Annotated in this window: 24 protein-coding genes; 15 read left to right on the top strand and 9 right to left on the bottom strand. The window is 47.3% G+C overall.

Going from position 1 to position 25,699, the window contains the following annotated elements:
- Positions 1-97 precede the first annotated feature (97 nt).
- Positions 98-937 (bottom strand): S-formylglutathione hydrolase, encoded by an 840-nt coding sequence (fghA, locus tag NO559_RS10565; protein ID WP_309149066.1) that lies wholly within the window; start codon positions 935-937, stop codon positions 98-100.
- Between the two features lie 49 nt (positions 938-986).
- Positions 987-2,117: an S-(hydroxymethyl)glutathione dehydrogenase/class III alcohol dehydrogenase gene (locus NO559_RS10570; RefSeq protein WP_258331796.1), complete on the bottom strand. Its 1,131-nt coding sequence runs from the start codon at positions 2,115-2,117 to the stop codon at positions 987-989.
- Between the two features lie 296 nt (positions 2,118-2,413).
- On the opposite strand from NO559_RS10570, the gene NO559_RS10575 reads away from it, so the two are divergent.
- A complete protein-coding gene (locus NO559_RS10575) occupies positions 2,414-3,280 on the top strand; it encodes a LysR substrate-binding domain-containing protein (RefSeq protein ID WP_258331797.1) in 867 nt (288 codons plus the stop codon).
- Between the two features lie 193 nt (positions 3,281-3,473).
- Here the strand turns inward: NO559_RS10575 and NO559_RS10580 are convergent, their stop codons facing one another.
- Both NO559_RS10580 and NO559_RS10585 read right to left on the bottom strand, forming a co-directional pair.
- Positions 3,474-3,911 carry a GFA family protein gene (locus tag NO559_RS10580; protein WP_258331798.1) on the bottom strand — a complete coding sequence of 146 codons (438 nt, stop codon included), beginning with the start codon at positions 3,909-3,911 and terminating at the stop codon, positions 3,474-3,476.
- Between the two features lie 844 nt (positions 3,912-4,755).
- Complete coding sequence (locus NO559_RS10585; protein WP_258331799.1) at positions 4,756-5,121, bottom strand: YacL family protein; 366 nt, start codon at positions 5,119-5,121, stop codon at positions 4,756-4,758.
- Between the two features lie 240 nt (positions 5,122-5,361).
- Here NO559_RS10585 and NO559_RS10590 point away from each other — a divergent pair, with 240 nt between their 5' ends.
- Positions 5,362-5,784, top strand: a complete 423-nt coding sequence (locus NO559_RS10590) for an acyl-CoA thioesterase (protein ID WP_258331800.1) — start codon at positions 5,362-5,364, stop codon at positions 5,782-5,784.
- A 15-nt stretch (positions 5,785-5,799) separates the two neighbouring features.
- Here the strand turns inward: NO559_RS10590 and NO559_RS10595 are convergent, their stop codons facing one another.
- On the bottom strand, positions 5,800-7,026 hold the full coding sequence (locus tag NO559_RS10595) for an HDOD domain-containing protein (protein WP_258331801.1): 1,227 nt from the start codon (positions 7,024-7,026) through the stop codon (positions 5,800-5,802).
- A gap of 189 nt (positions 7,027-7,215) precedes the next feature.
- Here NO559_RS10595 and NO559_RS10600 point away from each other — a divergent pair, with 189 nt between their 5' ends.
- Together NO559_RS10600 and NO559_RS10605 are read left to right on the top strand one after the other, a co-directional pair.
- Positions 7,216-8,085: a hypothetical protein gene (locus NO559_RS10600; RefSeq protein ID WP_258331802.1), complete on the top strand. Its 870-nt coding sequence runs from the start codon at positions 7,216-7,218 to the stop codon at positions 8,083-8,085.
- A 36-nt stretch (positions 8,086-8,121) separates the two neighbouring features.
- A complete protein-coding gene (locus tag NO559_RS10605) occupies positions 8,122-9,045 on the top strand; it encodes a hypothetical protein (RefSeq protein WP_258331803.1) in 924 nt (307 codons plus the stop codon).
- A gap of 6 nt (positions 9,046-9,051) precedes the next feature.
- Here the strand turns inward: NO559_RS10605 and NO559_RS10610 are convergent, their stop codons facing one another.
- Both NO559_RS10610 and NO559_RS10615 read right to left on the bottom strand, forming a co-directional pair.
- Positions 9,052-9,765, bottom strand: a complete 714-nt coding sequence (locus tag NO559_RS10610; protein ID WP_258331804.1) for a general secretion pathway protein GspB — start codon at positions 9,763-9,765, stop codon at positions 9,052-9,054.
- The gene (locus NO559_RS10615) at positions 9,765-11,336 is read right to left on the bottom strand and encodes an ExeA family protein (RefSeq protein WP_258331805.1); all 1,572 of its coding nucleotides are present in this window, start codon (positions 11,334-11,336) and stop codon (positions 9,765-9,767) included. Before NO559_RS10615 ends, NO559_RS10610 begins: the two co-directional genes overlap by 1 nt.
- 431 nt (positions 11,337-11,767) lie before the next feature.
- On the opposite strand from NO559_RS10615, the gene NO559_RS10620 reads away from it, so the two are divergent.
- Entirely contained in the window at positions 11,768-12,673 is a 906-nt protein-coding gene (locus NO559_RS10620; protein WP_258331806.1) for a DMT family transporter, read from the top strand.
- 238 nt (positions 12,674-12,911) lie between these two features.
- On the opposite strand, the gene NO559_RS10625 is transcribed toward NO559_RS10620, so the two are convergent.
- Complete coding sequence (locus NO559_RS10625; RefSeq protein ID WP_258331807.1) at positions 12,912-13,886, bottom strand: tRNA-dihydrouridine synthase; 975 nt, start codon at positions 13,884-13,886, stop codon at positions 12,912-12,914.
- 425 nt (positions 13,887-14,311) lie between these two features.
- Between NO559_RS10625 and NO559_RS10630 the strand changes: the two genes are divergently transcribed.
- From NO559_RS10630 to NO559_RS10640, 3 genes are read left to right on the top strand one after another with little or no spacing between them, the layout of a single operon-like run.
- Positions 14,312-14,551 (top strand): OadG family protein, encoded by a 240-nt coding sequence (locus NO559_RS10630; protein WP_258331808.1) that lies wholly within the window; start codon positions 14,312-14,314, stop codon positions 14,549-14,551.
- 52 nt (positions 14,552-14,603) lie between these two features.
- A complete protein-coding gene (oadA, locus tag NO559_RS10635; protein WP_258331809.1) occupies positions 14,604-16,406 on the top strand; it encodes a sodium-extruding oxaloacetate decarboxylase subunit alpha in 1,803 nt (600 codons plus the stop codon).
- 13 nt (positions 16,407-16,419) lie between these two features.
- On the top strand, positions 16,420-17,721 hold the full coding sequence (locus NO559_RS10640) for a sodium ion-translocating decarboxylase subunit beta (protein ID WP_258331810.1): 1,302 nt from the start codon (positions 16,420-16,422) through the stop codon (positions 17,719-17,721).
- Positions 17,722-17,801: 80 nt separating this feature from the next.
- Here NO559_RS10640 and NO559_RS10645 read toward each other — a convergent pair whose 3' ends face one another.
- Positions 17,802-17,990 carry a hypothetical protein gene (locus NO559_RS10645; RefSeq protein WP_258331811.1) on the bottom strand — a complete coding sequence of 63 codons (189 nt, stop codon included), beginning with the start codon at positions 17,988-17,990 and terminating at the stop codon, positions 17,802-17,804.
- A 279-nt stretch (positions 17,991-18,269) separates the two neighbouring features.
- On the opposite strand from NO559_RS10645, the gene gspC reads away from it, so the two are divergent.
- From gspC to gspI, 7 genes are all read left to right on the top strand, one after another.
- Positions 18,270-19,214, top strand: a complete 945-nt coding sequence (gspC, locus tag NO559_RS10650) for a type II secretion system protein GspC (RefSeq protein ID WP_258331812.1) — start codon at positions 18,270-18,272, stop codon at positions 19,212-19,214.
- Positions 19,215-19,270: 56 nt separating this feature from the next.
- The gene (gspD, locus tag NO559_RS10655) at positions 19,271-21,310 is read left to right on the top strand and encodes a type II secretion system secretin GspD (protein WP_258331813.1); all 2,040 of its coding nucleotides are present in this window, start codon (positions 19,271-19,273) and stop codon (positions 21,308-21,310) included.
- 1 nt (position 21,311) lies between these two features.
- A complete protein-coding gene (gene gspE, locus NO559_RS10660) occupies positions 21,312-22,853 on the top strand; it encodes a type II secretion system ATPase GspE (RefSeq protein WP_258331814.1) in 1,542 nt (513 codons plus the stop codon).
- A 4-nt stretch (positions 22,854-22,857) separates the two neighbouring features.
- Positions 22,858-24,087, top strand: a complete 1,230-nt coding sequence (gene gspF / locus NO559_RS10665) for a type II secretion system inner membrane protein GspF (RefSeq protein ID WP_258331815.1) — start codon at positions 22,858-22,860, stop codon at positions 24,085-24,087.
- 65 nt (positions 24,088-24,152) lie between these two features.
- A complete protein-coding gene (gspG, locus tag NO559_RS10670) occupies positions 24,153-24,608 on the top strand; it encodes a type II secretion system major pseudopilin GspG (protein ID WP_258331816.1) in 456 nt (151 codons plus the stop codon).
- 70 nt (positions 24,609-24,678) lie between these two features.
- Positions 24,679-25,290 (top strand): prepilin-type N-terminal cleavage/methylation domain-containing protein, encoded by a 612-nt coding sequence (locus NO559_RS10675; protein WP_258331953.1) that lies wholly within the window; start codon positions 24,679-24,681, stop codon positions 25,288-25,290.
- Positions 25,280-25,699, top strand: a complete 420-nt coding sequence (gene gspI / locus NO559_RS10680; RefSeq protein WP_258331817.1) for a type II secretion system minor pseudopilin GspI — start codon at positions 25,280-25,282, stop codon at positions 25,697-25,699. Before NO559_RS10675 ends, gspI begins: the two co-directional genes overlap by 11 nt.

The raw sequence follows: 25,699 nt of genomic DNA on the forward strand, positions 1-25,699 counted from the left end.
TAGACTATCCCCGAAGCATTAAGTCGAATCTTTGCGCTGCTTCGTTTGCCCCTCCTAAGAGGGGCTTTTTTGTTTACAGATTTACAGCTTAGCAATTTTAGTGGCTCAGATGCTTAGCATGAAAACGCAGGTGGTCTTCAATAAAGCTGGCAATAAAATAGTAGCTGTGGTCATAGCCTGTATGCAGGTCTAACTCTAATGGGTAATCATTAGTTTTAGCGGCAGCTGCTAAGGTTTCTGGCTTTAGCTGTTCTTGCAAAAAGTCATCGGATTCACCTTGATCAACTTTAGCGGGCACATGTTGTGTTGCTAGCCGCATAAGCTCGCTGGCATCATATTGTGCCCAGCTATCTTTATCACTACCTAAATAAGCGGTGAAAGCTTTTTGACCCCAGGGGCAATTAATCGGATTGCTAATGGGGCTGAAGGCCGATACCGAGCGGTAGCGATCGGCATTGCGCAAGGCAATCACTAAGGCACCGTGCCCGCCCATGCTGTGGCCTGAAATAGCACGCTGATCAGAGACGGGGAAGTTGGCTTCAATCAACTCTGGCAGCTCGTTAACAATGTAATCATACATTTGGTAGTGGCTGCTCCAGGGAGCCTGGGTAGCGTTAACGTAAAAGCCTGCGCCTTGGCCTAGGTCGTAAGCCTCGTCATTGGCTACGTCTTCGCCTCTGGGGCTAGTGTCGGGGGCAACTATGGCTATGCCCAGTGCTGCGGCTATGCGGTGGGCACCGGCTTTTTGCATCATGTTTTCATCGCTGCAAGTTAAGCCCGAAAGCCAATACAGTACCGGGACTTTTTCGCCGCTAGCTGCTTGCGGGGGCAGGTAGATGGCAAAACGCATGGCGCAGTTTAGGCTGGTGGACTGATGGTTGTATTGCTTGTGCCAACCACCAAAACTTTTATTGACGGCAATATTTTCTATGCTCATAAATTATCCTTAAGGGCTGCTTGCTAAGCGGCAGCCCTGGTGATCACTTTTACTTATCGAAATGGATAACGGTGCGTATGCTTTTACCTTCGTGTAATAATGTGAAGGCGTTATTAATCTCATCCAAAGACATGGTATGAGTGATAAAGTCGTCAAGCTTAAACTCACCTTGTAGGTAACGCTCTACAATGCCAGGTAATTCTGAACGACCTTTAACGCCACCAAAGGCAGAGCCGCGCCATACTCGACCAGTTACTAGCTGGAAGGGACGGGTAGATATTTCTTGGCCAGCACCAGCTACACCGATAACGACGGATTCACCCCAACCTTTATGACAGCACTCTAAGGCTGAGCGCATGACGTTAACATTACCTATACATTCGAAAGAGTAATCTACACCGCCATCGGTCAGCTCAACAATGACTTCTTGTATGGGCTTGTCGTAGTTTTGTGGGTTGATGCAGTCGGTTGCGCCTAATTTTTTGGCTAGCTCAAATTTACTTTCATTGATGTCTATGGCGATAATGCGTGAAGCTTTGGCCATGGTGGCACCAATAATGGCTGATAGGCCTATGCCGCCTAAACCAAAGATGGCGACGGTGGCGCCTTCTTCTACCTTAGCGGTGTTCATAACTGCACCCATGCCGGTGGTAACACCGCAGCCTAACAGGCAGACTTCTTCTAAAGGTGCTTCAGGGTTTACTTTGGCTAGGGCAATATCGGGTAATACGGTGTACTCAGAAAAAGTAGAGCAACCCATGTAGTGGAAGATAGGTTGGCCGTCTTTATAAAACCGGGTGCTGCCGTCGGGCATTAGGCCTTTACCTTGGGTTTCGCGTATTTTTTGGCAGAGGTTGGTTTTGCCGGATAAACAGAACTTACACTCGCCGCACTCGGGTGTGTATAGCGGTATAACATGATCACCAACGCTAACGCTGGTTACGCCTTCGCCTACCTGCTCAACAATACCGCCACCTTCATGGCCTAGTATGCAAGGGAAAATACCTTCGGGGTCTTCGCCAGAAAGGGTAAAGGCATCAGTATGACAAACGCCAGAGGCTAAAATTTTAACTAATACCTCGCCTTTTTTGGGCAGCATGACATCCACTTCTTCAACGGATAGAGGTTGGCCAGGCCCCCAGGCTATAGCGGCTTTAGATTTAATAAATTGATCAGTCATGGGTTTCTCACTTATTTGCTAGGTACAGGGGTAACAGCTAGCAGCGCGATGGCTGTTAGCGATAAGCTAGTGTAGGTGATTTTGCCTATTGAGATAATGGGTTTATATTGCAAATCACTTTTACTTATATGTAATAATTACTTAGTTATTACCTTTTAAATCAATGGTTTAGCATTTTTGCGTGGGCTGGAAGTGGCCTTAAAAAGCAATCTGTACGCCCTGTGGCGGCAGTTATTGTTACTCCTATGTTGCTAGTGTGGTACATTCGATGATTATTGTTACATAAGGTGGCTGGCATGATATGGGAAGGCATTAATGAATTTGTTGCGGTGGCAGAGGCCGAGAGCTTTACCCAGGCTTCGAAAAAACTGGCTATATCAACCGCGCAGGTGAGCCGCCAAATCAGCGCATTAGAAAAGCGGCTTAATACCAAGCTGTTTTACCGTACCACCCGCAAAGTGTCGTTAACGGAAGAGGGGCGGGTTTTTTATCAGCACTGCCGAAGCGTATTAGATGGCCTGGACACAGCCGTACGTGCGGTAAGTGACTTGCAGGCCAAGCCGCAAGGCAAGATTAAGTTAACCATACCTGTGACCTATGGGGAAAGGCTGATACTACCGCTGATTAATGATTTTATGCAGCTGTATAGCGAGGTTGAGGTGTCGGTTTTTCTTAGCAATCAAACGATTAGCTTGGTTGAGGAAGGCTATGATTTAGCGATACGCATAGGTAATTTAACTGACTCCACGCTGATGGCCAAAAAATTGGGCAAGCGTACTAACTATGTGTGTGCATCACCGGCCTATTTAAATCAATATGGCATGCCTGATTCCTTATCAGAGCTGGAAAAGCATAGCTGTATTTTAGGGACTTTAGATTATTGGCGCTTTAGGGAAAACGGCAGGGAAAAGATTATCCGCTTTACTAGCCGCTTTCGTTACAACAGTGGCTTGGGTGTACTCGATGCAGCTTTAAAAGGCTTGGGCGTAGTGCAGCTACCCGATTACTTAGTGCAAGATCATATTAATGACGGCAACTTGGTTAGCCTGTTAGATAATTATAGGGAGCCCGATGAATGGGTGTGGGCGGTATACCCTCATAATCGCCAACTCTCGTTAAAAGTTAGGTTATTGGTCGATTATTTGGCTAAGCATATTGTGTAGCCCAAATTGATTTTGTTAGCTCAAAAAATAACAAGGCTAGGTTTGAAAGTATAATTTAAAAATTTAGTCAATATTCAATTGCAGGATAGTAAGTTTGCTAGTGCTAGCTGCAAAGCTTGATTGTTTTATAGCCGGGTTAGAGCGGCAGCATAGCCTGGCATTAATCCAAAGCTATGCTGCAACTAGCCAATTTTTATGCGGGAGTTGGCCAAACAAACTCTGGGCGCAAGCCTTCAAAAACGGGGCGGCCATCGTTTGGTTTTGCTACGCCTGACGCGGGGTCAAAAAACGCGTGATAGGTAGCAGGCAGGTCGTCGGCGTTATAACCCATTAGGTTAGGCACAATAACGCGTATACGACTTTCTTTATCGTCTAGCATGATAGGCGTGCCACATTCTGCACAGGTACATAATTCTAATGGCCCGTTAGGGTTGTTAGCATTAAATGGCTGGCGATTAAGCTTGCTGATATCATCTACTGCTAAATCACTGTGCTTAAAAAACACCACGTGGGTAGTGTCTTGACCGGTAACGCCTTTACATACAGAGCAGTGACAAGTGTGATTGTCTATTGGGTCGTTATTAGAGTGGGTGTGTATATGATCACAGCCACCTGAATACTTATGAGACATAAAACCTTCCTTTTATATAAATGTGTTTTTCTAAATATACTTAGATTTCACTGTTAAAGGGGGAGGCTGTTAATGGCAAATTATCTTTAACAATACGGTCTACTGATTAAATAATTAATGCTAAGCCTGCCACTTTTACGGTGTCATCACATGCTAAGTATTCTTTGGTCTCTGCAGCCTATGGGCTGTAAGCTTTTTAAGCTTGAGGTTTAATATAAAAGAATACTATGGCAATTTCTGTGAAGGGATAACATGGCCATACTGCAATTCACTTTTACAAACCGGTAATAATGACTGGGGCTGAAGAGGCAAGCTTTGTGCAGTGATGGCTTAATAGTCTGTTGTGATTGAGAAGGTAGTGACACTAGTGTCCGGTTAAAATCGTAATGCTATGTATTTGACGTTATCAATAGTGAATAGAATACACCTGGCTTAGATTTATGATTCACTTTCAGGCTGTCGTGCCGGCCTTGAGCCGGTACCCATAGGTTTACGGAGTTCGTAGTATTTCTTTAATACAGGCTTTTAAAAAGTGACTTTTAAAAAGTGGCAATTTTATGGCGCATTCTAATCACACGCTGAGGATTGCTCGGATATTTTAGTTTTCGTGGGTGCCGGGTCGAAGCCCGGCAGAACATGCCCCATAAGCGAAGCGAATGTTTTGGATATCACCGGGATGATACTTTAAGCTGACACTAGTGAAAGGTAGTGAGGGAAGTTGGGCTAGCCCACTGTAGTCAGCGTTGCTAATTGTTGTTATGTATTGGTTTGCCAATAATAGCCATCGTTTTTTTCGATGTTATCTTCAAGGCCAGTTTTTTATATTTTAGCTTTGCCAGCAAAACTATTCGTTAATAAATTGCTGCCAAGCCAAAACAGCTTCTTTAAAATCTAATAAGCCGCAACTGGCTTCGGATTCGTCATTATAAAGCTGGGTGTCTTCCGGTAGCTCATAGCTGCTGTCTTCTGTTAGCGCTAGGGCTATGGCTTCTACTTCGTTATGGCTGAGAGTGAGCTGGGCGTCGCGGCCGAAGAGTTGGCGGCTGTTGATTCTTTTTTGTTCTAGCTGAGTAATAATGTCTAGTAGCTCTTCTATTTGTTGTTCATCATTACTCACTTCTTCGGATAGCCAGCGGCCTAAAGCTTCAAAGCCACTAGAAAACTCGGCTATAGGTCGGTCGTATTCATCTAGGGTAAATTCGTAATCCATGTTGTGCTCTGGTTGGCTATTCAATATCGCGGGGCATTCTACCTGAAAAATATTTATATAGGTTATTAATCCGCTTTAGCTTGGCAGCGTGCTTATAAAATGTACGGCCGAGGTGTTGATATATTTCACAGATAGGCCCTGTTTCGGGTAAGATGGCCGCCTTTTAAACAGGCCTGCAGCAATTTTGCAGTAATACAGCACTTTGTTGCAGGCATGTAGCGCAAGTAATTGAGGTGAGTAATGGCTGATAAAGCGACTGGTAGACTAACAACACGTACATTAGCCATGAGCAGTGATACCAACCCCGCTGGCGATATTTTTGGTGGCTGGGTGTTGTCGCAAATGGATATAGCGGCTGGCATTTGTGCGGGCCAGCGCGCTCAAAGCCGTGTGGTTACAGTGGCGCTAGACAGTATGAGTTTTATTAGCCCTGTAAAAGTGGGCGATGTGCTAGGGGTGTATACCAAGGTTATGCATATAGGTAACACCTCTATGATAGTGAATGTAGAGGCCTGGGTAAGACGCGGTCGCATAGGTAACCGCGAGAAGGTGACCGAAGGGCATTTTAAATTTGTTGCTATAGATGATGAGGGGCTGCCTACTAAAATCCCTCATGAGTCGGAATTACCTTCCTATGTATTAGATGATGATGAGTTGTTGTAAGCGCGGTGCTGGCATTTAAATAAATAAACTGCGCACTTCAGCTAAGCGCTGTTGCTGCTCATTGATTAGCTCGCCAATAGTCTGCTGCTGGAGTTGCTGTTGTATTTTTTGCCATGCAGGCAGGCTACTGAGTGGCTGGGGCTGTTGCTCATCGTTGCCCAAGGCTAGCAGCTTGCACAGTATAATTAAATCGCAATAGTCTATTGCCTTAGGGTTTTGCCGCAGTGTTTGATTGGATTCAGCCACCACAGTAATTAACTGCTGTGAAAACCCCCATGCTTCTAAGGCTAGCTTGCCTGCATGACTAGAGAGTTGATGTATAGCCAGTGCTAGCTGCAAGGGTTGTTGGTCAAATTTAGGATGTTGCTCGGCATAGCTTAGAATAATAATTTTACCTATTTGATGTAATAGGCTGGCTAACATAGCCTCTTCGCTGTTAAGTGAGGGAATTTTTTCGGCTAACACAAAGGCATAACTGGCCACTAAAATACTTTTTTTTCTGGCCAGTTCCATTTGCTGCTTTAATAGTGGTGAGTCTGACTCAAATAAGCTGAGTATGGCAAAGCTGGTTACCAGCTGTTTAGTGGTGCTTAGGCCTAAGCGCATAACTGCATTGGTAATATTGTCGCAAGAGCTGACGCCCTTGTATAAAACGCTGTTAGCGGTTTTGATCAGTTTGGCACTAATACCTGGGTCGCTATGGGCTAGGTTGACTACCTGGTTTATATCGCAGTCGGGCTGCTCTATGGCTAGACGTATATTAATGGCAGTTTCGGGAAAGCTGGGGATCACAAAATAGCCACGGCTAAGCTCATGTTCAAAGTGTTTATATAAGGCTTCATGGGAGCAGTCGCTGCTATAAGCCATATGAGTCACAGCATCGCTTTGACGCTTTCTTTTTTCCTGCAATAAATGAATTACCGAGCTGGGAAGGGTGAAGTATTGCACAAGGCCGTTGCAAGTGGCGCTGTGTTGCCTGGGCTTGCTGGGCGATAGCGGGTGATTGGAGTTGGGTAGCCCGGCCTCTATTATTTTGGGGGGCTGCTTATCGTTGCTTAGGGTAACGCTGCCGCTGACTAGAAAATACTCTAGGGTGTCGTTGCTATGCTGTTTAAACAGGGTGGTCCCCGCTGTTGCCTCGCGTATCTCTATGGACTTGCACAGACTGTTGAACAGTGTTTCATCTAAGCTGCTTAGCAAGGTGTAGCGCCTAAAAATAGCCAGAGTTTGTTCGTTAGTCATAATGCGTGGTATGTGGTGGCGTGGGAGTTTCTATTGTAGCCTAAGTGCTGGCACTTGCTAGTCGCTTGGCAGCCACTGGAAACAGCGTGATTCCGGTGGGGGTTTGTATGCTTGGGTGGTTGGCTATCAAACTGTGCTGCTCTATAGTGGCTAAACAGCATAATGCTAAATACAGGCTCATTAGAAGCTATGAACATAAATAATAAAACGTTGAGTATTACCCGCCTGAATGGCCAGCAGCTTATTAAGTTGTTGGTGTATTGTCTATTAGCAATTAATTATGGCTTTTATATTATAGGTGAGTGGCAGGTAGCAAAATATACATTAACGGCTAATGCCGGCTTGCTGGATTGGGCTGCTGCTTTTAAAACCAGTATAGATGAGACAGCCTGGTTTGTTTTATTAATTATTTTTGAACTGGAAACTTACGCCCTTAGTGATGATGCCTTTACCCCGGCCAGGGTTAGGTTAATGCACATGATCCGCTGTGTCTGCTATGTTTTTTTAGCGCATACTATCTATGCCAATGGTTCTGCAGTTATTGAGTTAGCTAATGAGCAGGCCATGGGCGAAGTAAGCCTATGTGAATTAGCCGATAAAAATATTTCTTATACCCGCAATGAAAATTATCAGCAAATTACTAGCGATAATTGCGCTAATCTTTTAGTCGGTGCTGAGCTTTATCAATTAAGCGATGGCAAAGCGGTTACCGATAGAGCGGGTTTAGACTTGGCTCAGTATATGTCATGGCTGGATTTGTTTGAGTCACTAAGCTGGATAGGGATAATGCTAGCTATAGAGTTAGGTGTACGCTTGCAAAATAAAGGCATATCCAGTGGCAAGCGCCTGCGCGCTCTTAATGTCGCCTCCCTGCTTTTTTATACGGTGTTATGGGTGGCCATAGGTCACTGGATCTACTTAGGGCATTATGTTTACGCTTGGGATGAGTTTGTTTGGATTGCTGGCTTTGTGGCTATAGAAATGAACATGGCCGATTGGCGCAAAGATATGAAAAAGCAAAGCGCTACAGAGGCTGGCCACGTTGTGAGCAGTGCGTAGCTTGATTAATACTTGTGGTTTATAGGTAGGGTATTTATGTTTAGCGTGGCATCGGTAAAGAAAGTATGGGATAGGGGTGAGCATAATGCCTTTACCGACCTTTGTTATTTTAATGGTTTTTTTTGGCTGGTATTTCGCGAGGGGCAAGCTCATATTTCTGATGATGGCCGTATCGTAATACTTAGAAGTAGGGATGGTGAAAGTTGGCAGTGGGTAACCGAGCTGGCCATGGCTAATAGGGACTTAAGAGATCCTAAAATTGTCGTCACTCCGCAGCAGGAGCTACTGATTACTGCCGCCAGTGTGCATGGCAAGGCCAAGGCATTGGTTTTTCAAAGTTATATTTATCGTTCTAGGGATGGTCTTAACTGGTCAGCCGCTAAAGCGGTGGGTAGAGAGGGGGACTGGCTATGGCGCACCCGCTTTATCGATGGCGAAGGTTATGCGGTGTCATATAGCTTGGAGCAGGAAAGCAGCACGCTGTATAAAATGAACGCCGACGATAGCTACAGCCCTTATGTAGATCCATTGTTTAGCAAAGCGCAGAATGCTTTGGGGTTACCAAATGAACACGATTTATTTAGCCTGCCTAATGGTGAGCTGTGCTGCCTGTTACGCCGTGATGCCGATAGTGCTAGCGCACAGTTAGGCCGCAGTAAACCGCCTTATAAAAATTGGCGCTGGCGTGACTTGGGTGTGCATACCGGCGGCCCTGTGGCTTTGGTTTTATCAAATCAAACAATTATTTTGGCGGTGCGTTTGCTTAAGCCTGAAAGAACCAGTATCTGCACGCTAGATGTAGAGGCCGGTAAAGTAGAGGAGTTATTGAGTTTGCCGTCGCAAGGGGATAGCAGCTATGCCGGTTTAGTTGAGCATGAAGGTAAGCTGTGGTGCAGTTATTATTCTAGCCATGAAGGTAAAACCTCCATTTACATGGCAGAGCTATTACTGGCGGCCTAGTCTAACTTACTGAAAATTAACCCAGCTGTTCAATGCCCCTAGGCGAAAGCGGGTGTTTTGATAACGTAAGATAATAAAATTTTCTTGTATGCTCTCTAGGCTGAGATCGCTATTAATAGCTGCGCCTTCTTTAATAATTTTATTATTAATTTCTACATAGCTTTGCTGGTTAGCCAAATAGATATGCTGGTCATAATCAAGCGTAGGGATATTTTTTTGCAGGTTGATAGGCAGGTTGGATAAAAATGGCGGTAACTTCGCCGTTTTATGACGCTTGGGTGCTATGTTAGCGCTGCTGTTAATGGTGGCGCTTGCTTCGGCGGTTGTATTTTTGGGGGCTTGTTGTGTTTTATAGAGCTGGGCGATAGCCGGGTTGTTGTTTTGTGCGGCGGGAGCTACCGGTTGCTTTTGTGCTGGCTGAGCATCGCTTACTAGTGTTGGCTTATGGATAGCTTGGGAAGTGGTTGGTTTTAGCGCTGGGGCAGCTGCTGGCTCCTTATGGCTGATTTCCAGATTGTGTATATGGTTGTTAGCCTCGCCCGTAAAATAATACCAGCCTAGCGCAGCAAGCAAGGCCACAGCTATAGCAATTAATGGCTTGTGATAAGAGCGTTCATCTTCTGGCACTATGTTGATCGCAGCGGCTTGTAAGTTGGGGCTGTTTTCTGCAGCGCTTCTATCGCGGTCAGCACGGTTTAAGGCTTCTAAAATTAGCGACATCAGAAGCTACCTTCTAATAAAGTGGTGGGCTGTAATTGTTGTTCTAATTTAAGTAAGGTTTTTAAACCTACTACACCGTCGGCGGTCAAGCCTTGGGATTGTTGAAATAATATAACTCTTTGATAAAGCGCGCGGTTAAATGTTTGCGTGCTCAGTGGCTGGCTTTGTTGATCTAAATTAGCAAACTGTTGCCCTAGCCATTGCACCAAGGGGCCTTGCTCCCCCAGCCCTATAGGGCCGCTATAAGATGCTGGCGCCTGCCATAGTAACGTGAAATTACCCGTCCACAAATAAGCTAATTCGCTTAGCGCTAAGCTTGTTTCGCCCTGCGGGGTGAGCAAGCTGGCTTGCTGCTGGCCCAGCCCTATAAGATTGGCGTAATAATATTGCTGGCCATCGCTAAGTTCTAGCATGACCGGGCGTTGGTACTGTGCTAAAGCGGCCCAGTTATTTTCACGCAAGGCCTCGCAGCGAAAATTGCTGCCGCAGACGGGGTCGCCAACTGTTAAACCTAGGTGCTTGGCAAGTTGTTGCAGCGCTGCTTGATCTTGTTGATGCCAGCTAATGGTTTTGGCGGGCGCGGCGCTGATAGCCGCGTTGGCTAGGGTATTAGTCGTATGGCTTGTTGCGGGTGCTGTTAGCCTATTCTGTAGCTGCGGGGCAAAAACAGCGGCGGCAATGATCAGCGATACCAGCGCTAGCGCTTTGCTGAACTTAAGCCAAGGCCAGCGGCTTGCTACCGGCCCGCTAGCTTGCTCTTCGTCATTAATCTCATTAATGGCTTGCTGAGCTATGGCTTTGTCTATGGTGGTTTTATTTTTGCCGTAGCAGCCCAGTAACATTCTATCGCATAGCACATTAATAACCCGCGGTGTGCCTTTGCTGGCCTGGTAGATTTTTTTAACTATCTGCGGCGAGAACAGGTTTTGATTGCCGGGCAGGCCAGCTATGTGTAAGCGGTGGCGTATATAGGCCTGTGTTTCGGCGAGGTTTAGGGTGCTGAGCTGAAAGCGTGCGGTAATACGCTGGGCCAATTGGCTGAGCTCGGGTTTTTGTAGCAGGCTGCGCAGCTCTGGTTGCCCCACTAAAATAATTTGTAAGAGTTTTTTAGTATTGGTTTCTAAATTGGTCAGCAGCCGTATTTGTTCTAGTGTTTCAAAATGTAAATGTTGGGCTTCGTCTATTAATAAAACCGTGTTGCGGCCACGTGCAAAATTGTCAACCAGATGCTGGTGTATTTTGTCGGTGAGGGCTTTGCCCTGTAGTTCATCCTGCCGGTAGCTAATGCCCAGTTCATCACAAATGCTGGCTAGCAGTTCCAAGCTATTGAGTGAGGGGTTGAGCACTAGGGCCAGGTCAGTATTGTCGGGTAGCTGTTCTAATAGGCTGCGGGTGATGGTGGTTTTGCCTGTGCCCACCGGGCCGGTTAATAAAATAAAACCGCCACCGGCACCCACGCCATATAGCAGGTGCGCCAAAGCATCGCGGTGCCTGGCGCTCATAAACAAATAGCGCGGGTCTACGGCTATGGAGAAGGGGGGCTCGGTTAATCCAAAGTAGCGGTGATACATAGCGCAGTGCTTAGGCCCATGGTGTTATCGTGAGTATTGTTGCTCGTTGGCATTATGCACCAGCACTGGGGTGAAGGCTATACGGAGGCTGATGCCTGCATCGCAAATAAGGCTTGCATATTAAAGGCTATAAATTACACTGGCGCTATTGTTATTTTTTATCTTTATGGTGCTGACTTAGCTCGGCCCCGTTTCTTATTCTCCCGCATGGATATGAGCATGAAGTTAGCTGCGATACTGCCCCTATCGATTACTGCTTATTTTTGTAAGCAGCTATTTGCGCCCGTGATTATGGGGCCTGGCTATATTTGTGGCTGTGTGCGGTGAGTTAAGGTTTAGTTAGTTTATTTACCACAGCCGCAGCTACAGCCTGCGGCTTTTTTGTTTTTGAAGCGACCAATTTATGTTGCGGTAAGTGTTAGAGGATGAGTATGGCTGTTATTGCTGCCTATATTACGGTTATTTTAATTTGGTCAACCACGCCCTTGGCGATTAAGCTGAGTAACGATAGCTTGGCACCTATTGCCGCGGTGAGTCTGCGTATGCTGCTGGCATTTGTGGGAGGCTGGTTAGTTACCTTGTTGTGGCGCAAGGCTGGCCGCTTGCAGTTGGCTAATGTTAAATCCTATGCGCTGGCCTCGTTAACATTATTTCCTTCTATGCCTATGGTGTATTACGCGGCGCAGTTTATTTCTTCGGGTTTGATTTCGGTGTTGTTTGGTTTAATGCCCTTGGTGTCGGCGGTGTTTGCAGCCTATATATTGGACGAGCATTTTTTAACCTGGCGCAGGGTGGTGGCGCAATTAATTGCCTTGGCGGGTTTGGTGCTGATTTCTTATGGTCAGCTAAACCTTAGTGAACAGGCCATTTATGGTGTGTTGCTTACCGTATTGGCCACCACGATATACGCATGGAGCAGTGTCTATTTAAAAAAATTTAATAAAACCCAAGAGGTCGCTGCCTTTGAGCAAACCGTGGGTGCTTTGCTGTTTTCCCTACCGGGTATGTTTATATGCTGGTGGTTGATTGAGGATGATTTTCAGCTGGTGTTTAGCGCCACTAGCGCGATCAGTGTGAGTTACTTGGCTTTTGTGGGCTCGCTGGTGGGATTTTTTGCATTTTTCTGGGTGTTGAATAAGCTCTCCATGAGTTTGATCTCTATCATACCGGTGATCACGCCTATGCTGGCGCTGTGGCTGGGCATGACGGTGGCGGGTGAGGAGTTGGCGGCGATAACGCTGCTAGGCGCGGGCTTAATTATCAGCGGCCTAATGCTCTATGAGGGCATACCCATGTGGTTATGGAAAAAGGCAAGGTGTTACTGGTTAAATCGTTAGCCTAACAGCGACTATATCAATAAGAGGTAATTTACTGTGTCGAAAAAAAAGCCCTGTAAACGTTGCCAGCGCACTCGCTGGGTATTGACGGCGGTAATACTGGTGACTATGTCGGCTATTTTATATTTGGATGTGATGGCGAAGTAGGGGGGATTAAGCTACAAGTTACAAGCTTCAAGTGACTAGATACTGCCTTGCCTTATGGTTAAGTCAATATCCTGTATTGCTTAAATCTTAGTTATACCGCTTTAGTTAACAAATAGTGTTCTCTATGTTGCTCTATGGTCTGATAAATTTCTTGCGGGCAGCGCATGCGTTTTACTTGTTCAAATAATTGCTGCCCCATGGGATGGGCTTGGCGTAAATAGCTTAGCCATTGTTTAACGCGGCTGCCCACATATTTGGCTTCGTACATTTCTTCTGTGACCAGGCTGAACTGGGCTAAATGCTGGGCGATGTCGCTCCAGCACATACTGGTAACGGTTTCGCCTCTATTTAAGGTTTGTATTTGTCTGGCCAGATCGGGGCGGGTGAGTAGGCCACGGCCCAGCATGACATCTTGGCAGCCGCTTTCTATCAAGCACCGCTGGTAGTCTTGCGGTGTCCAGATTTCGCCGTTGGCGATGACTGGGATTTTGGCCTTGGCTTGGATGGCGTGTATATGCTGCCAATAGGCTGGGGGCTTATAGCCATCGACTTTGGTGCGGGCATGTATAGTAAGTTCATTGGCGCCAGCAGCAAAAATGGCGTCGGTAATATCTGCTAGCAGGCTGTGGTCTTCAAAGCCCAAGCGTATTTTGGCGGTGACCGGCGTAGCTGTAGGGACCGCACTGCGTATCGCGCTAACGATGTTATAAAGACGCTGTGGTTCGCGCAGTAGTACTGAACCGCCATCGTTGCGGTTCACGGTTTTGGCGGGGCAGCCAAAGTTGATATCTATACCGGGCGCGCCCAGTTCGGCAGCGCGGTGAGCATTGGCGGCCATGGGGTCGGGCTGGCCACCTAATAACTGTACATAGACGGGTACACCGCTAGGGGTAGTACCGCCTTGTTTTAATTCTGGGCACAATCGGTAAAACACACGGCGCGGTAGCAGTTGGTTGGTTACCCTAACAAACTCGGTAACGCAGCGATCTATGCCGCCTATGCGCGTTAGCATGTCACGCATGGTGTGGTCGACAACGCCCTCCATAGGGGCAAGCATAATTCGCATAGGCTGAGTACATTGTTGGGGTGAGTACTTTTTAAGCGGTCTATTCCTTTTGTGGCGCGCATTATAAGTTTTTTGGGCGGAATAAAAAGCGTCTTCTGAGGTTTGTAGTATGCCCGGCATTTTTTTGTAAATTTACTACAATGCCGGTTTAACTTGTTGATCTATAAGCTTTTTGCAAAAAGGCAGTAGTGGCGCGAGATTGCTAAATTGGTTGATAAATAGCCGTCGCAACTGTGCGTAAGCGATTGAATTTTAAAGATAATGTAATTTTTTTACTTTTTGTAGTGTGGTTGCCTAACGTTGTATTTATAGGTAAATTAGCGCTCCCCTACTCAGTGAGGCTGTAGATGACCCTACAGCGTTAACTAACATACTGACACGCTCCGGCAGATCCTGGCGCTTGTGAGCAAATTCGAGGTAAAGCGATGCAACAGACATTGATGCAACAGGGCGCAGAACTCATGCTTTATGGCATGGGCACGGTCTTTGTTTTTCTAACATTATTGGTTGTATTAACTACCATTATGTCTTCGTTAATACAGCGCTATGTTAAGCCTGAGCCGCCAGCTGGCCCCAGCGGAGGCGCAACAACAACCGCTCCCCAGGCCGATAGCCAATTAGTCGCTGTGATTGCTGCCGCTATTAAACAACACCGCGCGCGTTAATTCGCCGCGCTGTTCACCCCTTTTTAGTTAAATTATAAAAGGCTCGTTACCCATGAGTGAAACAAAAAAACCCTTAGGTATTACCGACGTCGTCTTACGTGACGCACATCAATCCTTATTTGCTACCCGCATGCGTTTAGACGATATGCTGCCCATAGCTGAAAAGCTGGATCAGGTAGGTTTCTGGTCACTAGAAACCTGGGGTGGTGCAACTTTTGACGCTTGTATACGCTACTTAGGCGAAGATCCATGGGATCGCATACGCCAGCTTAAAAAGGCCATGCCTAACACGCCTATGCAAATGCTGTTTCGCGGCCAAAATATTTTAGGCTACCGTCACTATGCAGACGATGTGGTTGAGAAGTTTGTTGAGCGCTGTGCGGTAAACGGCGTAGACGTATTCCGCGTATTCGACGCCATGAACGATATGCGCAATATCGAAACGGCCCTAAAAGCCGTTAAGAAACAAGGCAAGCATGCGCAAGGTACTATCTCTTATACCTTAAGCCCCGTGCATAACATAGATATGTGGGTAGAGCAGGGTAAGCGCATAGAAGATATGGGTGCTGACTCTATTGCTATTAAAGATATGGCGGGTTTGTTAAAGCCTTATGACGGCTTTGAGCTAGTGAGCAAATTAAAAGCGGCCTGTGATATCCCCATACACATGCAGTGCCATGCGACTACCGGTTTATCAACAGCTACTGCGCTTAAGTGTGTAGAGGCGGGTATAGATAATATTGATACCGCTATCTCTTCTATGTCTATGACTTACGGCCACAGCCCCACCGAATCAGTGGTTGCTATTTTACAAGGCACCGAGCGCGACACCGGCTTAGATTTAGTGTTATTAGAAGAAATCGCCAACTACTTCCGCGAAGTGCGTAAGAAGTACGCTCAGTTTGAAGGTTCACTGCGCGGTGTCGATGGCCGTATCTTAACGGCACAGGTGCCCGGCGGCATGTTAACCAACATGGAAAGCCAGCTTAAAGACCAAGGCGCAGAAGATAAGTTTGCCGAAGTGCTGGACGAGATCCCCCGCGTACGTAAAGACTTGGGTTACATCCCACTAGTAACCCCTACCTCGCAAATTGTTGGTACTCAGGCGGTACTGAATGTATTAACCGGCGAGCGTTACAAGTCTATCTCTAAAGAGACGCAAGGTATTTTAAAAGGCGAATACGGCGCTACTCCCGCACCTATGAATGCCGAGCTACAAGCTCGCGTATTAGACGGTGCTGAGCCTATTACTTGTAGGCCTGCTGATTTGCTAGATCCAGAAATGGACAAGCTAACTGCCGAGTTGAAAGAAGTCGCCGCCCAAAAAGGCATTAGCCTAACCAGCGGTGAAGGTGAGGTAGATGATGTATTGACCTATGCCTTGTTCCCACAAATTGGCTTAAAGTTTTTAGAAAATCGTGGTAACCCCGATGCCTTCGAGCCTGTGCCTACCGGTAAAGCACCTGCAGCAGCAGAGCCTGCTCCTGCAGCAGCTGGCGATAGCGGCGTGTATACGGTAACCGTTAACGGCCAGAGCTACGTGGTAGAAGTGACTGACGGCGGTGATGTGTCTGCTATTGCCCCCACTAGCTCAGCGGCACCTGCTGCTGCCCCGGCAGCCGCAGCCGCGCCTGCTGGTCCAGCCGAGCCCGTGACAGCACCTTTAGCCGGTAACATCTTTAAAGTAAATGTTGCCGCCGGTGAGCATATCCAGCAAGGCGATGTGATACTTATTTTAGAGGCCATGAAGATGGAAACTGAGGTGCGCGCAGCGCAAGCCGGTGTGGTTGCCTCGGTTGATGTCAAAGAGGGCGACACCGTTGCCGTTGGCGATACTCTAATTACTGTCGCATAGCGGAGACTCTTGCATGGAAAAGTTACTTGTACTGTGGCAAGACTCAGGCATCTATCAGGCCCAAGGTGGCCAGATGATAATGATAGTCGTGGGTTTGTTGCTGCTGTTCTTAGCTATTCGCAAAGGTTTTGAGCCCTTGCTGCTGGTGCCTATAGGTTTTGGTGGTATTTTGGCCAATATCCCCGGTGCCGGCTTGGCTTACTCGGCGGTAGAAAATGCGGTGATGTCAGGTGATGCTGCTGTGTTACAGCAAATTGCTCATGCCCTAGGTGTGAGCAGCTGGGAGTCAGGCAAAGAGTTGTTACAGGCCTATAGCATGTCTGGCTCTGCCCCTCACCAGCATGCTGTGCAAGCGGCTACTGACGCTGGCTTTGGCAATGGCATGTTGTATAACTTTTACACCGTAGCAATTGCCAGTGGTGTAGCGCCCTTGCTGATCTTTATGGGCGTGGGTGCCATGACGGACTTTGGCCCGCTGCTAGCCAACCCTAAAACCTTGTTTTTAGGTGCCGCAGCGCAGTTTGGTATTTTTGCCACTGTGCTAGGTGCGGTAGGTTTAACCAGCTTAGGCTGGATGGACTTCAGCATGCAGGATGCGGCGGCTATAGGTATTATCGGCGGCGCTGATGGCCCAACGGCTATCTATGTTGCTAGCTTGCTAGCACCAGACTTGTTGGGGGCGATTGCTGTTGCTGCCTACTCCTATATGGCGTTGGTGCCTTTAATTCAGCCACCTATTATGCGTGCCTTAACCACTGAGGCTGAGCGCAAAATAGAGATGGTGCAATTGCGCCCGGTGTCTAAGCTAGAAAAAATCATGTTCCCCTTAGTGTTACTGATCTTGGTGGCGCTATGTTTGCCTAGTGCAGCACCGCTATTGGGTATGTTCTGCTTTGGTAACCTGATGAAAGAGTGTGGGGTGGTTGACCGCTTGAGTGATACCGCGCAAAACGCTTTGATCAACATAGTGACCATATTCCTAGGTTTATCGGTAGGCTCTAAGCTTAGCGCCGATAAGTTTTTAGACTTAAATACTTTGGGTATTTTAGCGCTAGGTATTGTCGCCTTTGGTATAGGTACGGCTTGTGGGGTGTTAATGGCTAAGCTGATGAACAAGATCACTAGCACGCCAGTTAACCCACTGATAGGTTCAGCCGGTGTTTCTGCGGTGCCTATGGCAGCCAGGGTATCGAACAAGCTGGGCTTAGAGTACAACTCACAAAACTTCTTGCTCATGCATGCTATGGGCCCCAATGTGGCGGGCGTTATAGGCTCTGCTGTGGCAGCGGGTGTGATGATTAGCCTGGTTAGTTAATGCCTTAATTGTGCTACTGCAATATCTTAAAAAGCCCGCTTGCGGGCTTTTTTTATGGCTGGCTGTTGGCGGCGAGCTGATTAGTGTGGCAGGTTGCTGCGAGTGGTTTGGCTAAGCCCAGCGGCGTGAAAGTCTTCAACCAGGCTGCGGCTGCAATCGCGGCGTTGGTCATTTTTGCGGCGTCGTTTATGGCTGAGGTCTAATCTAGGGGCTTTGCGTCTATCGCCGCCTTGCCGTCTGTCACCTAGGGTTCTACGGTTAATAAGCATTGTCATAATCTTGTTATATTTCTGTCGTTTAATGGGGTTAATAAGCTGTTTGGCGGCAGTATTACTGGCTCTGCGGATGTCATATATTAGTCATAACAGCGTTCAGGCGTTTTAAGATAGTCTAGTCTAGAGGGCTTGCCAGCTTTTTCTGGCAAAGTGTGAATAAGTCATATAAATGATTAGCTAGCAAGCAAAGGAAAGGATGAATCCTAAACCTGAGGAGCCTATAATGGGCGGCTTAAAACTCTTGATAATAAAAAATCGAAATTGGGGTGTGTGTTGTCCAAACCAGCCATGACATCAGTGGTGTCAGAGCGTTTGCTCGCTATTTTGCAGTCTATACAGCGCTTGCCGGTATTGGTTTGGTATCGGGGGCTGTGTATAGGCCTATCGCTAGTGTTAGTTTATACCCTTAGTTTATGGCTGTGGTTGTTATTGCCACAGGCTGAACCTACTGCTGGCCCCGCCGTTGTCACAGGTGCCGGCTTAGCGCAACAGTCCAGCCAGCATATAGATATTGAAAAGCTGCAATCCTATAACCTGTTTGGTGCTATGCAGGCAGGGGCAGAGCAACAGCCTGCTGAGTTAGTGCAGCCCGAGCAAACGGTCAATGCTGAGCCCACCCGCTTAAAGCTACAGTTAAACGGCGTGGTGCTGGCCAGTAACCCCGATGATGCGCTGGCGATGATTGTCTACCAAGGTAAAGAAGATCAATACGCCATAGGCGACAGGTTGCCGGTAGCCAGGGTGGTGTTGTCGCAAATCTACCGCGACCATGTCATTATCGAAAACGCGGGCCGCTATGAATCACTGTGGTTGTTTGAGGGTGATAAGGACTCCAGCCCCAGCTCCCCCAGCCCTAGCCAGCCAGAGCAGCAAGTCGATAAACGCAATAACCAACAAGTGAGCAGTATGGCCAGAGAATACCGCCAGCGGCTCTATAAAAACCCTAGCTCTTTGGCAGATGCTCTGCGCATTACCCCCTATCAAGTCGATGGGGTGATGTACGGCTACCGCATTAATCCAGGCCGAGATAAGCAGCAATTTAAACAGTTGGGGCTAAAATCTAATGATGTAGTCACTAGCATTAACGGCATCAGGCTTAATGACCCTGCAAAGGCGGTAGAGCTGTATAAAATTATGCGTTCAGCCAAGCAGGCCACTTTTATTATTGAGCGCGATGGTCAGCCTGTAGAAATGTTGGTGTCGCTGGAAAACGAATAGCCCAATGCCCATTCGTTTAACAAACAATTTAAATAACTAAATAATTAGGTAATCCTGTGAGTTTTATTGTGACCCTTAGTCGTAGAGTTAAACCTTGCTTATGCTTGGCCTTTGCCGTTGTGGCGGCGTTTGCCATGCCCGTTGCTGCCCTGGAAAAAACCTGGACTTTAAACTCCAAAGAAATGGATATACAGCAGCTGATTATTAGCGTGGCCAAGGCTACCGATAAAACTATCATCATAGACCCTAAGGTGAAGGGCAAGGTGCAGGTGGTTTCGTCCAAGCCGCTAAATCGCGAACAATACTACAACTTATTTTTAACCATTTTGGACATACACGGTTTTGCCGCCATAGAAAACAGTGGCGTGGTGCGGGTAGTGCCCACCAAAGATGCGCGCAGCTCACCAGTGCCGGTAGAGTTGGACTCAGGCCCAGAAACCAGTGAAGTGATTACCCAAGTTATACAGCTGGAGAATATTTCAGCGGCAAAACTGATACCCGTATTACGCCCGCTGGCACCACAGCAATCCCATATGGCGGCCTATGCCCCCAGCAACGCCATTATTATTTCTGATACCCGCTCTAATATTCTGCGTATTCAAAAAGTAATACAGCAAATAGATCGCTCCGCGCAAGAAAAAACCGAAATCGTCACGCTGGAACATGCCGCCGCGGAAGAAGTGGTGAAAATGTTAGAGAAGTTACAAAAGCGCGAGCAAACCAAAGGTCAGCCTGCCTCTGAAAGCACCTTGCTAGTTGCCGATAAACGCACCAACAGTTTATTAATTAATGGCGATGAGTTAGAGCGGCAACGAATTAAAACCTTAATCAAATATTTAGATACGCCGCTAATCCAAAGCGGTAATGTGAAAGTGGTGTACTTGGAATATGCCGAAGCCGATGAGCTTGCAAAAATGCTCAGCAAGGTAATACAAAATATAGAAGGTATGTCCCAGCAAGATGGCGTGAAATCAGCTAAAAAATCGGTGGCCACCGTCGAGGCCGATATAGGCACCAATGCCCTGATTATTACTGCTGATGCCGATGTGATGCAGTCACTATTATCGGTGGTGCAGCGTTTGGATATACGCCGTGCTCAGGTGTTAGTAGAGGCCATTATTGTAGAAATGTCAGCGGATAATGGCCAAAACCTAGGGGTAGAGTGGCTGTTTTCTGATGAGAACGGTTCTTATGGTTCTTCCACCGACAGTGGTTTGGCCGGGGCGCTAGGTGCTGCCACTAGCGGTGAAGACAGTGAAGGTAATGCTATTGATCCCACTTTGGGCTTGGCCGCAGCGCTATCGCAAGTGCCGGGGCAGGTACTGGGCGTAGGCCGTTTAGATAAAAGCCTAAGTTTTAACGTGGTGCTGAATGCTTTAAAAACCAATACCCAGGCTAATATTTTATCCACCCCTTCATTATTAACCTTGGATAATGAAGAGGCCTCTATTGTTGTGGGCCAAAGTATTCCCTTTGTGACGGGCTCGTATACCAGTACCGGTAATACCTCATCCAACCCCGGCAACCCCTTCCAAACGGTTGAGCGTGAAAATGTAGGTATTACATTAAAAGTAACGCCGCAAATTAATGAGGGGGATTCCTTAATCCTGGCGCTTTCACAAGAAGTGTCTGATGCCATACCGGGTTCAGCGATTAACGGCAATTTGATTACTACCGAACGCAAGATAGACACCAAAATTTTAGCGGATAACGGCCAAACCATAGTGCTGGGTGGTTTGATCAAAGACAATGTCAGTGAAACGCAGCAAAAAGTCCCTTTGCTGGGGGATATTCCTTTCTTGGGAGCTTTGTTTAGAAGCACGAAAACTACCTATGGTAAAACCCATTTATTAGTGTTTTTACGCTCCAGTATTATTCGCGATAACCGCGAAATGGATGAGGTCACCGCCATTAAATATAAGTTAATACGCAAAAAACAATTAGAGCGTATAGAGGGCGGGGTAGAGTTTGTCGATCAGGCTACCATGCCTTTACTGCCAGAGTGGCAGGAGCAGCTAGAGCAGTTAGAGGATATACGCGAGCAGCAAAGGCTAGAGCAAAAGCAACAAGCCGAAAGCGAGTTGCAGGGTGGTTGATATGTCAACCGAGCTTAGTAATACAGATTCGCAAATTAACGCGCCAGCAATAGACGCGGAAGCCAACGCAGCCCTAGTGAAGCATAGCGTGCATGTGCCCTTTAGTTTTGCTCAACAGCACGGCGTGATTATTGATGATAAGCAAGATCCAGTAGAGTTACTGCACAGAAAAGATCTAAGCCTAGCGACTCTGTTAGAGGTGCAGCGGGTGTTAGGTAGCGACTTTGTTTGCGCCCAGCTCAGTGATGAGGAATTTCAACGGCGTTTAAGCCTGCGCTATCAGCGCGATAATAACGAAGCCGTGCAAATGGCCGAAGATATGGGCGCCGATATAGATCTTTCGCGGCTGGCCGATGAGATCCCCGATATGGGGGATTTAATGGACGCCGAAGATGATGCCCCGGTGATCCGTTTAATCAACGCCATTTTATCCCAGGCCGTACGTGAGCAAGCCTCGGATATACATATAGAAACTTTTGAAGATAAGCTCACCGTGCGCTTTCGCGTAGACGGTGTGTTAACCGAGGTGCTTACTCCTAAACGCATGCTCGCTCCTTTGTTAGTCTCGCGTTTAAAAGTTATGGCTAAATTAGACATAGCTGAAAAACGCATACCGCAAGATGGCCGTATCTCTGTGCGCTTAGCCGGGCATGCGGTAGATATACGGGTATCGACCATTCCCTCTGCTCATGGCGAGCGGGTAGTGTTGCGTTTATTGGATAAGCAGGCTGGGCAATTGCAATTATCGCAATTGCATATGGGTGAACAGGTACTGCAAAAATTTAAAAAATCTTTGCACACGCCGCATGGCATTATTTTAGTGACCGGCCCCACCGGCTCGGGTAAAACTACCACGCTGTATGCTGGCCTAACCGAAATTAATGATAGCAGCCGCAATATACTCACCATAGAAGACCCCATAGAATATTTATTGCCCGGCATAGGCCAAACCCAAGTGAATGCAAAAGTGGACATGACTTTTGCTCGCGGCCTGCGCGCCATTTTGCGACAAGACCCCGATGTAGTGATGGTGGGTGAGATACGCGATACCGAAACTGCCGACATAGCCGTGCAAGCCAGTTTAACCGGTCACTTAGTGCTATCCACCTTGCATACTAACACTGCCGTAGGTGCAGTAACTCGCTTACAAGATATGGGGGTAGAGCCATTTTTATTATCTTCCAGCGTGATTGCCCTTATGGCGCAGCGTTTAATTCGCTTACTGTGCTCTCACTGCAAAGAACCCTACCTGGCCGGTGAGGCAGAGTTGGCGCTATTAAATTTACCGGGCCAGCAGGCCGAGCTGTTTAGAGCCAAAGGCTGCTCGCACTGTAATAACAGTGGCTACCGTGGCCGTACCGGTATTTATGAGTTGATAGAAATCGACGATACCCTGCGCAATATGATACACGAGCAGGTCGGCGAGCAAGAAATGATAGCCTATGCTAGGCAATCATCTAACAGCATTTTAGAAGATGGCCGCCAGCGCATACTGGCAGGCGAAACTACCGTGGAAGAGGTGTTGCGGGTAACCGCAGCGTAAAGCTATGGCGGCATTTGCTTACAAGGCCATAGACGCCAACGGTAAAATGACTAAGGGCATAGTTGAGGGCGACTCCGAGCGGCAGGTGCGCAGCCAATTACGTGCTCAGCAATTAAAACCCATAGAGGTCAGCTCTAGTTCTGGTATTAGCAGTGCTGATAAAAAATCGGATAAACAGGGTGGCGGTATTTTTAAAACCCGCATTAGCTCTGCAGATTTATCCATGCTTACCCGCCAGCTTGCGACTTTAATCCAATCTAATATGCCTTTGGACGAGGCTTTAACGGCCTCGGCTCAGCAGGCGCGTAAACCCAAAATAAAAAGCCTAATCCTGCAAGTTAGGGCGCGGGTATTAGAAGGCCATAGCCTGGCCTATGCTCTGGGCGATTTTCCGCAAGTATTCAACACCATGTATTGCGCTATGGTAAAAGCCGGTGAGCATGCAGGCTTTTTAGGCTTAGTGCTAGAGCAGCTGGCTGACTACACCGAGAACAGCCAATACACGCAGCAAAAATTAAAAATGGCGATGATTTATCCGCTAATTTTAATGCTGGTGGCTATAGGGGTGGTAACACTGTTAATGATTTTTGTGGTGCCGGAATTAGTGGGCTTGTTTCAGCAATCTCGCGCCGAACTGCCCGGTATTACGGTACTGCTGATTAAACTCAGCGACTTTATTAATACTTCTGGGCATTGGTTGTTACTGGCAATTATCGCGATGATTATTGCGGTTAAACAATTACTAAAAAAACCTAGCCGCCGTTACCGCTGGCATAAGCTGCAGTTAAAGCTGCCCTTTATCGGTGGTTTTTATGTGGCTGCCGACAGCGCTCGTTTTGCTTCTACTTTAAGTATTTTAGCTTCCAGCGGCGTGCCCTTATTAGAGGCACTACGTATAGCTGGTGCGGTGCTAAATAATCTACAGCTGCGCGAGGCCAGTGAGCAAGTCGCCGTAGCGGTGCAAGAGGGTATGAGCCTCAATAAGGCCTTAAATCAGGCCGGGGTATTCCCGCCTATGATGGTGCATATGGTGGCCAGTGGTGAAGCCAGTGGCGAGCTAGAAAGCATGCTAGCGCGTTGCGCCAAAAACCAAGAACGCGAATTAGAAATGACCCTAGGCAGTGTTATGGCCATTATGGAACCCATGATGATAGTGCTGATGGCTGGCGTAGTGGGGTTAATTGTGGTGGCGATATTGCTGCCCATAATACAGATGAATAATTTAGTAGCTTAAGGGCAGTGGCAAGTTTCAAGCTGCAAGTGGCAAGATTAAAGATAAACAGATGAGGTTAGATAGAGATGCGCACAGCTAAAGGTTTACAACAGGGTTTTAGTTTAATCGAGATTATGGTGGTGCTAGTCATTATCGGTTTATTGGTGAGTATAGTCGCACCTAATGTATTGGATAGAGCAGACGATGCTCGCGCTCAAAAAGTGCAGGCCGATTTCAGCACCATAGCCACGGCTTTAAAATTATATCGTTTAGATAACTACAACTACCCCACCAGCGAGCAGGGCTTAGAGGCTTTGGTTAACAAACCCGGCATAGACCCCATACCCACAAACTGGAAAAAAGGCGGCTATTTAGAAGAGGCCCCCAAAGATCCTTGGGGTCGCCCTTATTTATATTTAAGCCCCGCTGAGTTTAGCGACAATGATTTTGATCTTTATACCCTGGGGGCCGACGGCATTACCGGCGGCGAGGATCAAAATGCCGATATAGGCAACTGGAAAAAAGATAACGAGCAGGGCTAATTGATCACTATATCTCGTCACTGCAGCTTAGGCCGTAGTTTGTACGCGAATTAGTAAAGGTAGCGTCATTATTAACAGCAAGCATCTATACCAGCAGGGGTTCAGCCTAATAGAGCTATTAGTGGTGCTGCTAATCATAGGCTTTGGTATAGGCATGGTTGCGGTCAACGTAGGTGTGAGCGACACCGATGCCCGTAGCGAGGCCAAGCAGTTTGCCAATTTGACGGCCATGGTTGCCGATGAGGCGGTGCTTAATCACCAGCCTTGGGGGGTGGACTTGTTTCGCGGTATTGATGATAGCGATCAGGCCAACGAGGTATTTGGTTACCGCTGGTTGCAAAGAGTGTATTGGCAGCCGCCTGCCGATAGCGAAGAAAAACCGCGTTGGCTATGGCTGCCATTCGCACCGCCAGGCATTGCCGCCGAACTGTATTTTGCACCGCAACTGGCCCTGCGTTTGGATATGGAAGATATAGAAAAAACCATAGAGCCAAAAGTGCAGCAGCAACAAAAGCCAGAGTTACAAAAAGAAGTTATCAAGCCAGATATTTATTTTTGGGGTAATGGCGAAATCACGCCCTTTAAACTCACCTTATATACAGGGCAGGGTGAGCAGCAGCTGCATACTATTAGCGGCGACTTGTTGGGGCGCATAGCCTTGGATTTACCGGATGATGAATAAATATATTCGCTTAAACAAGAAACATTCTAAGCGGCAACAGGGCTTTACCTTGATAGAGGTGATGGTTGCTCTATTTATTGTCGCCACTGCCATTTCAGCACTGATGCTTAAAATGATGAGCCTAGTGGATGATACTGTTTACCTGGATCAAAAAACCATCGCCCACTGGGTGGCGTTAAACCAAATTGAACTGCAGCGCATTAGTAACAAAAACAGTAACAAAGTGCTAAGCGAGCAAAAAAGCGGGCAGGAAGAAATGGCCAACCGCACTTGGTATTGGCAGATTAAACCGGTTAAAACCGCTAACGAAGGTTTTATCCAAATGCAGGTATCGGTTAGCGATGAGCCTAATAGCAATCAACCCTTGGTTACCGTGATGGCCATGGCTGATATCTATCATCGTCGCTGA

This window comes from Dasania sp. GY-MA-18 (assembly GCF_024734385.1).
Taxonomy (GTDB): domain Bacteria; phylum Pseudomonadota; class Gammaproteobacteria; order Pseudomonadales; family Dasaniaceae; genus Dasania; species Dasania phycosphaerae.